This is a genomic window from Halobacterium sp. GSL-19, assembly GCF_016917855.1.
Classification (GTDB): domain Archaea; phylum Halobacteriota; class Halobacteria; order Halobacteriales; family Halobacteriaceae; genus Halobacterium; species Halobacterium salinarum.
Genome location: NZ_CP070375.1, coordinates 98,443 through 112,050 on the forward strand (window position 1 = coordinate 98,443; position 13,608 = coordinate 112,050).

The following is a 13,608-nucleotide window of genomic DNA, read 5'->3' on the forward strand; positions in this document are numbered from 1 at the left end:
GGGGGAGTGGCGCACGCACGTTCCTGAGTACTTTTACGTGTCGTGGCTGAATACGGTGGTATGCGCGTTGTCGCCATTGGAGTCGGCGGTGCCGGCGGACGCATCGTCGATGCGCTCCACGAAGATGACAGCACACGAGAGGCGTCGTACCTGGCCGGCGGGTCGGTGCTTGAGACCGACCGCGGTGCGCTGGCTGCGCTCGACGCCGTCTCCGAGGAGGATCGCCACCACTTCGGGCACAGCGGGTTCGGGGGTGATGCCGACAGTCCCCGGGAGCGCATCGAGGCGCTCGCCGAGGACGATCACGTCGAGATGCGGCGGGCGGTCGACTCGGCGATCACCTCGGATGCGGCCGCGATCATCGTGATCGCAGGGGTTGGCGGGGCGACCGGGTCAGTGATCGCGCCGAAGCTCACCGACGCGTTGCAGCGCATCTACGACCGGCCGGTGTACGCGGTGTCGGTGCTGCCGGCGACCCACGAGGAGGTTCCGCCGGAGAACCCGGCACGCGCGATTGCGGCCTTCGAGAGCGCGGCGAACGCACAGCTCGTGTTCGACAACGACGCCTGGGTTGACGACAGAAACGACGTGGAAGACGTGACCGACGGGCTGAACGCGGAGTTAGCGATGCGACTCGGGGCGCTGTTCAGCGCCGGGGAGGCCGTGACTGCGGAGTCCGTGGGGCAACGCGTGGTCGACGCCAGTGAGGTCATTTCGACGCTCGACGAGGGCGGGCTGGCGACGATCGGGTTCGCCCGCCAGCCGCTCGGGACCGACGGGGACGACGGCTCGCTGCTGGATCGCGCCCGAGAGCTGGTTGGGATGGATGAGACGACCGTCGACGAGGTGGAGTCGATCAAGGCGGTGGAGACGACCCTGCGGCAGGCGACCAACGGCCGGTTGACGTTCGACTGCCCGCGGGACGCGGCCAGGAGCGGGTTGCTCGTGGTGTCCGGGCCGCCGGAGTGGCTCCACCAGACGGCGGTGTCCGACGGCCAGAGTTGGCTGGCCGACGAGATCGGGTCCGTACAGCTTCGCACCGGTGACAACCCGATGCCCGGTGGGGACGAGCTCACGATCCTCGTGCTGCTCGGTGGGATTCGGGGTGCACCCCGCATCAAAGAGATCCAGGCGGCCACCGATTGAACCGCCGTCGAACCCGCCGTGACGGTCCGAAACGACACAAACTTCACCCTACAGTGTCCAGTGTTGTGCACTGATGGTTGATCGTGATTCGTGGGTGTCGAACGTCGGGTTCGTGCTTGCAGCCGTCGGCAGTGCGGCAGGCCTCGGGAACATCTGGCGGTTCCCCTGGCTGACCGCCGACAACGGCGGGAGCGCGTTCCTCGCGATGTACCTGTTGCTCGTGGTTGGCATCGGGGTCCCGGGACTGCTCGCGGAGTTCGTGCTCGGGCGGCGTGGCCGCCAAACACCCATCGGCGCGCTCCGCTCGCTGATCGGTTCCCGATGGGGGACCGCAGTGGGGACGTTCAACGTCATCACCACCGTGGTGATGCTGTCGTTCTACTCGGTTGTCGGCGGCTGGATCCTCCGGTACACACTGCTCTCACCGACGGGCGCGTACTTCGCACAGCCACAGCAGTACTTCAGCCACGCGAGCCACGGCCTTCCTGCGGTCGGATTCCATCTGCTGTTCCTCGGGATCATCGCTTTGATCGTCTTCTTCGGCGTGAGCCAGGGGATCGAACGCGTCTCGAAAGTCATGCTCCCCGCGGTCGTCGTGTTGCTCGGCGGGCTGGCCGTCTGGACAGCCACCCAACCCAACACCGCCACCGGCTACGCGTTCTACCTCGGCTTCGACCCCGACTACCTCGCTGCGAATTTCTTTTCGGTGCTTGGTCCCGCCGCGGGGCAGGCACTGTTCACGCTCTCGCTGGGCGCTGGCGCGATGCTCACGTACGCCTCCTACCTCGACGACGACGCCTCGCTGCCACGAGATACGGTCGTGATCGCGATCTCCAACACGGCGATCGGCGTGCTCGCCGGGCTGGTCGTCCTCCCGTTGTTGATCTCCCAGGGCATCACCCCGGGACAGGGCGGCCCCGGCGCACTGTTCGTTGCCCTCGCAACCGCGTTCGGTGCACTCCCGGGTGGCAACGTTGTCGCCACGGTCTTCTTTTTCACCGTGCTGTTGGCGGCCGTGACCAGCGGCATCAACCTCCTCGAAACCCCCGTGGCGACGCTTGTCGACAACTACAACGCCTCCCGGCGGGTCGCGACGGCGGCAGTGACACTGCTGCTCGCGGCCACCGGCAGCGGGCTGGCGCTCGCCGGGCCGGCGTTCCGGTTCGTCTCCGGCCCCGTCGTGGATGTCATGCTGACCCTGGGCTTGCTTGCGTTCCTCGGGATCGTCGGTTGGGTGCTGCGCGAGGAGGCAGCAGCTGAGTTCCGGGCCGGTGCCGGCCGCCTCAGCGGGCTGGCGACCCCGTGGGTGGTGGCGGTTGGCTGGGTGCTTCCGGTGGTCGTCGTGTTTTCGTTGACGACGACAGTGGCGTCCATTACCGGCGTCTCGCTGACGAACACCACGCGTGCGGCGATCGCCGTTGGCGTGGCGGTCGCGTGCCGCACTGCCGTCACGCGAACAGCGTGACGGAGACTGTCTCGTCGCCGGCGAGTAGCAGTGGCTCAGTCGTCGGTCGTCGTCGGGTCCGAGTTCGGGGAGATCGCCCCCATCTCCGGCGTTTCAGTGCCGGTGAGGGCGGTCTGTAGCTTCCCCGCCAGGACTGCGAGCACGTAGACTCCAACGGCGAGCAACACGATCACTCCCCCGGCAGTCGCTTCCCCGTAGTAGGAGACGGCGATGCCCAACACCACGGCGATTTCCGCGAGCACGACTGACACGAGCAGTGATTCGTTGAAACTGCGAGCGACCTGTGACGCTCCCGCCACGGGGACAACAAGCATCGCCGCCACGAGGATGACGCCCATGATCTGCATGGCACCGACGACGACCATGGCGGTCAGCATCACCATGATGCGGTTGTACCAGTTCACGGACAGCCCGGAAACCGCAGCGGCGGTCTCGTCGAAGGTCACGTACAGCAGTTGGTTGCGGGTCACTCCGACAACGCCGACGATGATCGTGAACAACACCAGGAGGATGGCGGCGCTGTCGGTGGAGACCGTCGAGAGGTTCCCGAACAGGAACTGATTGACGCCGACGGCCAGCCCACCAGCGTTGATGCTGATGAGCGTGGTGCCGAGCGCGAACCCCGTGGACAACACGATCGCCATCGAGACGTCGTTGTACGCGTCGGTCGTCTCCGAGATCACCTCGATCAGTAGCGCCGCGACCATCGCCACGATCACCGCCGTCAGGTACGGCGAGATCCCGAACTCAAAGACGGCGTTCAAGAACAGGCCGATGGCAACGCCGGCGAACCCAGTGTGGGCGAGGGCGTCCCCGATGAGTGCGAGTTGCCGGTGGACCAGGAACGTCCCGATGAGCGGGGCCATCACGCCGATGCAGAGCCCAACCAGGATCGCGCGGTGCATGAACCCGTATTGAAGGACCTCCAGGCCGGTTGCACGCGCAACCCCGGTCATGAGCTGCGACCAGACGCCAAGCAGCCAGTACAGCGGGCCGAGCAGCGGTTCGATGACTGCCGGCTGGACGATCACGTCCGTCATCAGTCGTCACCGAGCACGGCGGTCGTGGTGCCGAACGCGCGTGCGAGCGCGTCGCTGTCGACGAACTCCGCCGTGGGGCCGTCGAAATGTAGTTCTCGGTTGAGACAGATGACGCGCTCGGCGTGCTCGGTGACCGCACCCAGGTCGTGTTCGATGAGCACGACCGTGATACCGTCGTCGTGAAGCACGTCCAACAGGTCGTAGAACGCAGCCACGGACTCGACGTCGACGCCGACCGTGGGTTCGTCGAACACGAGCAGTTCGGCCTCACCGGCGAGCGCACGAGCGATGAACGCGCGCTGTCGTTGTCCGCCGGATAGCTCGGTGACGCGGCGGTCGGCGAACGCCGACATGCCGACCGTGTCCAGCGCGTCGTCGACAACAGCCCAGTCGTCGGCCGACAGCTGGCCGAAGCCGACGTGCGGGAACCGCCCCATTTTGACCACCTCCCGGACGGTGATCGGCATCTCCTTGGAAGCGCTCGCGTGTTGGGCGACGTAGCCGATGCGCGAACCGGTGTCGAACTGGTGTGCTGGAACCCCGAACAGGCGGGCACGACCACGGTCGGGCCGCAACAGCCCGAGCATGAGCTTCATGAGCGTGGACTTCCCGGAGCCGTTGGGCCCGACGACGCCGATGTACTCACCGGGTGAGACCGCAAGCGAGATGTCTTCGACGACCGGGGTGGCTGTGTACCCGAACGCGACGTCGGCGAGCTCGATGGCGGGCGTGTCGGCAGTGTTGTCGTGGTGTGGTGTCATTCGAAGTTCCTCCATGTGGCGTTCCACTCGGCGCCCCCGACGTCGTCCGGAGCCGCGTTCCCGAGCAGGAGCTTGAACGTGGGCATGTTGATGTTGCGCGCGATCTCCTCGTAGCCCCAGCCCTGCTTGACCCAGTCCTCGCGAACGCCCGCGTAGGGTGTGACTGGGTAGTAGGCTTCCACGTCGGTTTCACTGAGCAGCTGTTCGGCGGGGCGGCGGGTTTCGAACACGGCCGCACCGATGTACGTGATGTCGTTGTCGTCGATCGTTTGCTTGGCGTCCATGATGTCGGATGCCTTGACCGTCCCGCTGGCGGCCAAGTTCACCACCAGCGGCCGCATTTCGATGTCGTAAGCCGTCCCGAGGTATTGGAACGCGTTGTGCGCGGCCAACTGAACGACGTCACGGTCGGCGCGGTCGAAGATGGCGGCGTATGCGTCGTCGAGCTCGTCCAGGACCCCGGATTTGTACGCGGCGGCGTTCGTTCGGAGTGTGTTTTCGTGGGAGGGTGCGAGCTGAACGAACCCCTCGGTGAGGTTGTCGATGGACTGCTTGGCTCGGTTCGGATCGAGCCAGAAGTGAGGGTCTTTGCCGCGGTTCTGGCCGATGCCCTCCTCGTCGCGGTCGAGGCTCGCAGCGAGGTCGACGAGTTCGACGCCATCCCGAACGTTGATGCGGCGAGTATCGGCGTCGTCGTCGTCCAATGATTCGATTGCGCGGTCGACCCACGGCTGAAAGTCCGGGCCGACGTGAATGAGCGCGTCGGCGTCGAGGATCTCCTTGGTGATGCTTGCGTTCGGCTCCCAGCCGTGGCCGTGGAGCCCCGTGGGAATGAGATTGCGGACGGTGATCGGCGTGTCGGCGACGATCTTCCGCGCGAAGTCATAGAAGCTGAAAAACGACGCGACTGCGACGGTCGGTCCCGATTCCGGGTCTCCGTCGGTGTCGCCGCTCGTTATGCAACCGGCGAGGCTAGCGCTGAGAACGCCAGCGCCCGCAGTGAGTGTGCGTCTGCGTGAGAGGTGCGTGTGTGTCTGCTCGTCCATCGGTACTGGGAACGTGACGGATAGAATTATAAAATAGTTTCTATCTAAATCTAAATTTAGATGTATCAAATCCTTGGGCGGGCGTGTCCACCAATGACTGCACGATTCCCACGATCGTGCAACTGACGCCCGGCTAAAGGCTCGAAAGAAGCTCTATATCGGCATCCCGATCGAAGGGGGTAGTACAGACACAGGCAACGCGATGGCCACACAGGGCAGGTTCTCGTTTTGAGGACGCGATGAGCGGGGCTACGGGAGTTCACTTGTGTCACACAGGAGACCGGTGCTCGGGAGCCGATTACCAGTGGCGAGTTCGTTCTCGGCCGTGGTGTAACATTGGTAGACGTGAATAAGAACGCAGAGCTCGGATCGTTTGAGGTCCGCACAACGACTCCAGACCGGATCGTCTGCTGTTGGCGAGCAGAAGTGGGATAGTTGTGCGGGGCGGTCGTCTACTGAAGCGTTTCGCTGCCCGAAGGTTTGTCTAGAGTGACAGTGATTTCAGGATCCGCGGACCACCAGTCATCACCTGGGGGTCGTGTTCCGCTGTCCGTATCAAACTCAATTTCGTCTTTTCGAGATGAGTCAGCTTCTACGTGTCCCTGAACAATTGTTTTTGAGTCATAAGTCTTAACTGAATCATTACCCACTATACCGGTTTCAAGCTTCCCAACGTTCGCATCCTCATCGGGAACTTCTACGCGGTAGTTTCCGCTGTCACCGTCAGATGGATATAATTGGAACGAAATCGAGAACGACTTCGTGTCCATGGGATGAACCGACCCCGACTGAGCTGTATTTTTACTAGCTACAGCGCTTCCAGAGACAACTGCCAATCCTGCTGCGGTCGTACCAGCGGTGCGGATGATGTCGCGCCGAGTTCGTTGTCGTGACATGATGCATTCTTGTTTTTAGTTTAGTGGTTAATATAATTTTATATTTTGTTTGTGCTGAAGCGGCAAGTAGAGTCAACCTAAATCGAGGGCAGAACTACACTACCCAGGGGTGGCCCTGGAGTGTGGATCTCGGACAGAAACGATCAGCAATATCCAATAACGAATTGTGGGAGCCAAACAGAACTGGGCTGGAATTGACGGATCGTTTGCAGCAGTCAAACCATAGCGTATGACCCGTCCGTAGTATGTACAGAATCAGAGTTGTTGGGAGAGAGACACAGTCATGAGATGTGTTATCTATGGATTTGTTGAGTGAAGACACGACAGAGGGACTGAACGATTGTCTAAGAACGTTCGGTATTTATGCGTGGAACTGACTACCGTCACCGAAAACGCGGAATCACTCTCCAAGACCGTCAGTGCGCTCATCGGACACACCAGCGACGATTTAGCATACATACGAAATCCGGTAGTTCGGTTGGTGTGATCGGTGGGCTGCGCGACGACGGCGCAGGTGTGGAGACGACCGCCCGATTCGATTATGCCACAAGACCCATCGGAGTCACCATCCACGGCGGACACGAATCGCACGACAAATGACCACACACGGCCTGGGCCTGCCCCAACCGTTCCCGCCGGAAAGAACGTCGCCGAGCTCACCGTCAAGGCGGTGTTGATCGGGCTCGCGCTCAACGTGTTGCTGCTCACTGCGAACATGTACCTCGGGATGCGGTCGGGGCTCACGATCAGCGCCTCGATCCCGGCGGCAGTCATCAGCATGGGACTGTTCTACGCGCTGCGGTACGCGGGCATCGGCGGCACGATCCTGGAGAACAACATCGTACAGACGATGACTTCGGCGGGCGAGGCACTGGCCGCCGGTGTGATCTTCACGATCGCGGGTGTCACGTTCCTCGATCAGTCCATCAACATCGTCGAAACCGCGGCCGTCGCTGCGTTGGGTGGGCTGCTCGGCGTGCTGTTCATGATCCCGATGCGGCGGTATCTCATCGTCGACAAGCACGAACAGCTGCCGTATCCCGAGGGCACGGCGTGTGCGGACGTGCTCGAAACCGGCTCGGAAGGCGACGGCGGGGTGAAACTCATCTCACTGGGGTTCTTCGTGAGCTTCATCTACATGTGGCTGGCCAACGGCATGGCCGTGATGAAGACGACCCTCGAAACGGCGTTCTCGGCGGGGCAGACCCGCGGGTTTGCGATCGGCGGTGACTTCACGCCCGCCCTGATCGGCGTCGGCTACATCATCGGTCCGCGGATCGCAGCGTACGTGTTCGGTGGCGGGCTGGTGGCGTGGATGATGTTGATCCCGCTGCTCATCACAGGCGGGTTTGTGCCCGATCAGGCGGCGAATCTCACCCTGATGGGACAAGCACACGCGGTCTGGGATCAGTACGTGCGATACATCGGTGCGGGCGCGATGATCGTGGGCGGGTTCTACGCGATCATCTCGATGGCTGGAACGATCCGCGACGCGCTTGCGTCCGCGGCCGCCGAGCTCAGCGGCTCCAAATCGGAAACCGCGACACAGATCCCCCGAACCCAACGCGACCTCTCGATGAAAGTGGTCGTGCTCGGGGCGCTCGCGATCACGATCGCGCTGGTTGCGATCCCACAGGTCGAACTCGGCGTTCTGGGCGGTGTCATTGCCGTGATCGCCGCGTTCCTGTTCGTTGCGGTGTCCGCATACCTGGTCGGGGTCGTCGGCAGCTCGTCGAACCCAGTCTCCGGGATGGCGGTCGCGACCGTCCTGATCGCCGCACTCGCGATGAAATCCACCGGCGTCTCGGATCCGGTCGTGGTGCTCTTGACCGCCTCCGTTGTTGCGATCGCCGCGGCGGTCGCCGGCGACACCTCACAGGACCTGAAAACCGGCTACCTGCTCGGCGCAACCCCACGCAAACAGCAGATCGCACAGATGGTCGGGATCGCGATCTCGTCGGTGTTCGCGGGCTGGGTGCTGTCGTTTTTCAACCAAGCGTACGGCATCGGGAGCGAGACGATCCCCGCTCCGCAGGCCGGCATGATGGCGCTGATCTCGGAGGGAGTGCTCACTGGAAGCGCGCAGTGGGGGATGATCCTCATCGGTGCCGTCTTCGCGATCGTGTTGATCATGATGGACGTCCCCGTGTTGCCGTTCTCGGTCGGCATCTACCTCCCGATCACGCTCGCCACGCCGATCTTCCTCGGCGGGCTGCTGCGGGCGGGCGTCGACCGATACGTTGACTGGCGCAGCGACGACGGCGACGAGGCGGCAAAGGAACGTGCGACCTACCGCGGCCGAATCATTGCCGCCGGGCTGATCACTGGCGAGGCGATCATGGGGATCGTCGTCGGCGGGATCTACGTGCTCGGGATCGGCGCCGACGAGGGCGCGCCGTACGCGGTGGGACTCGCATCCGGCACACAGACGCTGCTCGGTGGCGTGGCGCTCGTCGCTCTCGTTGCCGTCTTCGTCGGCGGCGTCATCCGCGACCCACAGGACACATGACAACACACGCGCCAACTGCGATTCCGGAGCGCACCACGGAGGAGTGGACAGTCACGCGGACCGACGACGTGGTGCAGGTCACGATCACGCGAACGGTCGCCCCGCGGAACCGCGTTGATGGGTTCCTGTTTGACCTCTTCGATGCGGACCGCGACCGCGAGCTCGTGCTCGATGCGGTTGGCGCAACCGTCTGGCGCGCCTGCGATGGCACCAACACCGTCGCGGACATCGCGTCTCGCGTCGCCGATGAACACGACGCGGAGCGCGTTGCGCCGGTCGAAGAGACGCTCGGCCACTTCCTCATGCAACTCGGCGAAAAGGACCTGCTTCGGTTCGAGGAGTGACCACGGTCGGCGGAGCGCTCGGGTGGTATTAGCGACCGGAAGACGGTGCCGAACCGGTTGTGGGGCTGCTCGACGCAACGACCTGTGTGTGCGTGAAAGATTGCACAGTATAATGGATGTATGACGTGGTTTCTCCGGAGATAATGCGTGTTCTCGTAAAGTATATGCGGCTCCCCGGTGAATTTTTAGTACGGCCTAACTCATGACGAGCGTATTCAAATCGCCATCGACGTACGTACAGGGTCGCAACGTGACGACCGACATCGGCACGCACGCGGAGTCACTCGGTGACACAGCATTGCTGGTCGCCGACGAGATCGTGATGGACATGATCGAGAGCGACGTGCACGAAAGCCTCGCGGAAGCCGGACTCGACGGCTCATCGGTCGTGTTCAACGGGGAATCCTCGGAGGACGAGATCGAGCGGATCGCGTCCGTTGCTGTCGACGAGGGTGCCGACATCGTTATCGGGGCCGGAGGCGGCAAGGCCCTGGACACCGCGAAAGCAGTCCGCGAGGAGGTCGGCGGCGCAATGGTGTCGATGCCGACGATCGCATCGATGGACGCGCCGACGAGTTCGCTGTCAGTGATCTACAGCGAGCACGGCGAGTTCGAGGATTACTGGTACTACGAGCAGCACCCGGACTTGGTGATCGTTGACACCGAAGTGGTCGCTGCAGCGCCGGCTCGGTTCCTGCGCTCGGGGATCGCCGACGGGCTTGCAACGTGGTTCGAGGCGGACGCAGTCGCACAGTCCGGCGGCGACAACGAGGTCGGTGGGAAACCAACCCGCGCGGGACACAAACTCGCCGAGCTGTGCTATGAGACGCTCCGTGAGCACGGTGCCGGCGCGCTGGACGCCGTCGAGCACGATGCCGTGACCGAGAGCGTCGACGCCGTGATCGAGGCGAACACGCTGCTCAGCGGGCTGGGGTTCGAAAGCGGCGGGCTGGCGGCTGCCCACTCCGTGCACAACGGCCTCACGCAGCTCGCGGAAACGCACGACGCGACCCACGGTGAAAAGGTGAACATCGGCACGATCACGCAACTCGTGCTGGAGGGGCATTCCGACGCGAGGATCGAGGAGTTCATCGAGTTCTCGGTCGAGCTCGGGTTGCCTGTCACCCTCGGTGAGATCGGGATCACGAACCCTGAACAGGTAGACCTGGACGTGGTCGCGGAGGCGGCCTGTGACGAAGCCGAGACGATCCACGACGAGCCGTTTGACGTTACACCAGCAATGGTGCGTGATGCGTTGCTGACCGCCGACGAGATGGGGCGGCGGGTTCGGGATCGATAGCGGGGTCCCGTACCACCGTTCCTGCTGGGCGGCCCGCCGAGATTCATCCGGGAGCTGGACGTGTCGGCGGCGAAAAGGGAGGGGGGACTCCCTCCCCCCGTCATCGATGTGTAAACGGGATTGCCGCAGGGTGGGGGGATCGGTCGAACCAACCAGTAGGTGGGCTACGACCGCGATACACGCCGAGGACAGCTCCCTTCTGCCGGTTTTGTCCCTCTCAGCGAACTGTATTACTATTAAGGAAAGATTTATAATAGACCAGGGAAAACAGTAACCGCACTGCAGTAGCTGTATGTTAATTTGGTAGTTGTAGGAGAACACGTAACTAGTGCTTGACAGCATTCGAACTCCGTCTAATACGTCGCCTTCCTGTCACAGCGGCGTTGAACCCTGCTTCTGTCTTGGTCTCACTTCGTTGCCAGTGTGCCATCGATCTCTCGGTGGTATCGTTTACACATCGATGACGGGGAGGGGGTGTGGCCTTGCCACGATCGCCAGCAGTAGCCGACGATCTGATCAGAGACACGACAGGAGATTACACATCGAAGACGGGGGGTGGGGAGGGAAGCGAAAGGCAGCAGGGAATCGCCTGGCAACTACTCCTCGAACTCTCGAAGTTGGGCGTTCACCACCGCGTGGAGCCGCTCGGATTCGGTGCCGACTCTCTCCAGCCGCGTGTCGTCGACAACCCGATGCATCATCGACTCCGGATCACCCCTGAAGGTGAAGTCCATATACATTCCGCCACCGCGTCCACGGCTCTTTCGGGCCGTCGAAACCAATCCATACGTCGACAACTCCTTGACGTATTTCACGTACGTCTCCCGGGTCATCTGGTCGGCATCGATCTCCTCGGTGACCCACTGGTACACCTGGAACCCAACCGGACTGGGCACCGAGTTCCGCGTTGCACTCGAACAGTGCGCGACAGCCGCCGTCGCGTACAGGGAAATCTTCTTCTGGGTCGTCAGCCCCGCGATCAACTTCAGCGACCGGTCCTTGTCGATCTCGTCTTGGGACTCCCGGACGTGGTCTTCGCGGACCGTTTGATCCCCCTGTTCGTCGGCCAGATCGCCGGCTCCACGGAACAGATCGATCGCTTTCCGAGCATCACCATGGCTTTGTGCCGCAAACGCCGACACGAGCGGGAGTACGTCGTCGGTCAACGCGTCTTGCCGGAACGCGTCACGCCTGTTTTCGAGGATCTGCCGGAGCTGTGTGGCGTCGTAATCCGGGAAGTAAATATCGCGGGGATTGAACGAGCTCTCTGCCCGCCCGTCGATGTTCTCCATGAACTTGGGGTCGTTTGTCAGTGCGGCCACCGACACTTGGCCTGCGATGTCGTTCGTGTTGCTAGCGCGCGAGAGTTGATACAGCAGTTTGGAGTACGCCGGCTCGTCGTTTGCGCGCCGACCAACCAGCAGATCGATCTCGTCCAGAATGAAGATGACCGAGTCGTAATGCTCGTTGATGAGGTCGTAGAGCCGTCTGTACTTCCGTTTCGTAGATACTCCGGTTTCCGGAACTCCGGGTTCGATGCCGACATCGCTGGCGACCGTCTGGACGAGTTCGTACACGGCTTGGTCGAGCGTATTGATCGGCTGGCAGTTGACCTGCACAACGCCGAACCGCTCACCCTTGGAGTGGCACAGTTCGATGATCTGTTGCGTGACCGCACCGATAATGAGCGACTTCCCGGTTCCCGCGGGCCCGTACAGGAGCATGTTCGGTGGCCGATTCCCTTGCAGCGTTGGCTTCAGAAACGACACCACCGACTCCAGTTGTTCGTCGCGGCCGACGATTCGCTCCTCGTCGATGATCGTGTCCGGCTCCACGAGGTCACGGTTGACGAACACCGACGCGTCCCCGTCGTCGTGAAGCATGTCACGGATCGACCGCTGTGCGTCCTCGTCTGTGGCCGCGTCCGAGCCAGCGAGTTGGCTACCAGCGCCATGCCCGGAGCCATCGGCGGCCGCGTCATCGCCGCCCACCCCGGCGTCGTCGCCGACTCCGTGCGTCCCACCTTGGTCGCGACCAGCCATACGTATGCTGTACACCCCCTGGTTGAAAAGCGTAACCCCAATCGATGTTTATCCTGGTGTGATACGGGATCTGTGCCCCAAATTCGGCCATGTCACTCTCTCTCTACCGGCACCGCCAGCGATGTATCGCGCTCGCTCACCCCCCGTCATCGATGTGTAACTCGCTCTATCGCGCCTTCAGCCCTACTGCACTCTGCCGTGGTGTTGTCTACAGGCGGTTCAAGCCGAGTGCCACGGGGTCAGGGCCGTGGTGGGCTCACCGCTTCCAGTGGCCTCCACGTCGGATCGCTCTCCTTGAGCTGGTTTAGGCTCACCAAATACCATGGATTTATGACACTATGGTGCGTCTGTACATCCGCAATGAGCGCAGGCAACCTCGAACGACAGACGCGCAACTATCTCAGTGACAACGTCCCCCAGATCCAGCAACACGGCGGCAACTTCGAGATCCGGGAGATCGACGAAGCAGCCGGCACCGCGACCGTCGCGATCGGTGGCGCGTGCTCGGGTTGCGGCATCGCACCGATGACGATGAATGCCATCGAAAGTCGCCTCCCCGAAAGCCTCGACGACCTCGATGACGTGACCGTCGTGCGCTCGGGCGGCCCCCGTGCCGCGGTCATGCCGTCGAAAACTGACCGCATGGAGGACATGGACGAGTACCAGGACTACAGTCCTCCGTTCTGAGGGCTGCCCGCAGCCACGTGCGTCGTGTCGCACGCGTCTCCACCCCCTCATTTTGAACCTGCGCCATCCTCACAACTGACTGCGGTGTGGTCGTCGACGATCTCCCGATCCACACTCGAGTCACGCCCGCTACCACGCACGGCCCTCGGCAACTCCCGCTGTCACCGCCCCACCCGCTTGGCGAGCACTGTCGGCAGCCAGACGCCAACGCCGATGAGTGTCACCAACTGCACCCAGGCCGCATCGGTGATCCGTCTCACGACGAGCCAGAGCGCGACCGCCGAAACGATGCACACGACTGTCACTCGCGTTGCGTTCGAGAGCATGAATCCAACAGCCACCCACACAACGACTGGCTCGGTATTAAACCCG

General features: G+C 62.7%; 12 protein-coding genes. 6 read left to right on the top strand and 6 right to left on the bottom strand.

Annotated elements, in window-relative coordinates:
- Positions 1 to 60 precede the first annotated feature (60 nt).
- Together JT689_RS00490 and JT689_RS00495 are read left to right on the top strand one after the other, a co-directional pair.
- Positions 61 to 1,146: a tubulin/FtsZ family protein gene (locus JT689_RS00490; RefSeq protein ID WP_010904119.1), complete on the top strand. Its 1,086-nt coding sequence runs from the start codon at positions 61 to 63 to the stop codon at positions 1,144 to 1,146.
- A gap of 73 nt (positions 1,147 to 1,219) precedes the next feature.
- A complete protein-coding gene (locus JT689_RS00495) occupies positions 1,220 to 2,611 on the top strand; it encodes a sodium-dependent transporter (protein WP_205250703.1) in 1,392 nt (463 codons plus the stop codon).
- 35 nt (positions 2,612 to 2,646) lie between these two features.
- Here JT689_RS00495 and JT689_RS00500 read toward each other — a convergent pair whose 3' ends face one another.
- From JT689_RS00500 to JT689_RS00515, 4 genes are all read right to left on the bottom strand, one after another.
- Positions 2,647 to 3,651: a metal ABC transporter permease gene (locus tag JT689_RS00500; protein WP_205250704.1), complete on the bottom strand. Its 1,005-nt coding sequence runs from the start codon at positions 3,649 to 3,651 to the stop codon at positions 2,647 to 2,649.
- Positions 3,651 to 4,427 carry a metal ABC transporter ATP-binding protein gene (locus tag JT689_RS00505; RefSeq protein ID WP_205250705.1) on the bottom strand — a complete coding sequence of 259 codons (777 nt, stop codon included), beginning with the start codon at positions 4,425 to 4,427 and terminating at the stop codon, positions 3,651 to 3,653. The genes JT689_RS00500 and JT689_RS00505 overlap by 1 nt, the downstream gene beginning before the upstream one ends.
- Complete coding sequence (locus JT689_RS00510; protein WP_205250706.1) at positions 4,409 to 5,458, bottom strand: metal ABC transporter substrate-binding protein; 1,050 nt, start codon at positions 5,456 to 5,458, stop codon at positions 4,409 to 4,411. The genes JT689_RS00505 and JT689_RS00510 overlap by 19 nt, the downstream gene beginning before the upstream one ends.
- Before the next feature lie 452 nt (positions 5,459 to 5,910).
- Entirely contained in the window at positions 5,911 to 6,228 is a 318-nt protein-coding gene (locus JT689_RS00515) for a hypothetical protein (protein WP_229373336.1), read from the bottom strand.
- A gap of 667 nt (positions 6,229 to 6,895) precedes the next feature.
- Here JT689_RS00515 and JT689_RS00520 point away from each other — a divergent pair.
- From JT689_RS00520 to JT689_RS00530, 3 genes are all read left to right on the top strand, one after another.
- Entirely contained in the window at positions 6,896 to 8,863 is a 1,968-nt protein-coding gene (locus JT689_RS00520; protein ID WP_176705175.1) for an oligopeptide transporter, OPT family, read from the top strand.
- Entirely contained in the window at positions 8,860 to 9,207 is a 348-nt protein-coding gene (locus JT689_RS00525; RefSeq protein ID WP_205250708.1) for a PqqD family protein, read from the top strand. Before JT689_RS00520 ends, JT689_RS00525 begins: the two co-directional genes overlap by 4 nt.
- A gap of 202 nt (positions 9,208 to 9,409) precedes the next feature.
- Complete coding sequence (locus JT689_RS00530; protein WP_010904127.1) at positions 9,410 to 10,507, top strand: glycerol dehydrogenase; 1,098 nt, start codon at positions 9,410 to 9,412, stop codon at positions 10,505 to 10,507.
- 596 nt (positions 10,508 to 11,103) lie between these two features.
- On the opposite strand, the gene JT689_RS00535 is transcribed toward JT689_RS00530, so the two are convergent.
- Entirely contained in the window at positions 11,104 to 12,390 is a 1,287-nt protein-coding gene (locus JT689_RS00535) for an orc1/cdc6 family replication initiation protein (RefSeq protein WP_176705350.1), read from the bottom strand.
- Between the two features lie 519 nt (positions 12,391 to 12,909).
- Between JT689_RS00535 and JT689_RS00540 the strand changes: the two genes are divergently transcribed.
- Positions 12,910 to 13,236, top strand: coding sequence for a NifU family protein (locus JT689_RS00540; RefSeq protein WP_049892709.1), 327 nt, complete (start codon positions 12,910 to 12,912; stop codon positions 13,234 to 13,236).
- 161 nt (positions 13,237 to 13,397) lie between these two features.
- Here the strand turns inward: JT689_RS00540 and JT689_RS00545 are convergent, their stop codons facing one another.
- Positions 13,398 to 13,562, bottom strand: coding sequence for a hypothetical protein (locus JT689_RS00545; RefSeq protein ID WP_010904130.1), 165 nt, complete (start codon positions 13,560 to 13,562; stop codon positions 13,398 to 13,400).
- Positions 13,563 to 13,608 lie beyond the last annotated feature (46 nt).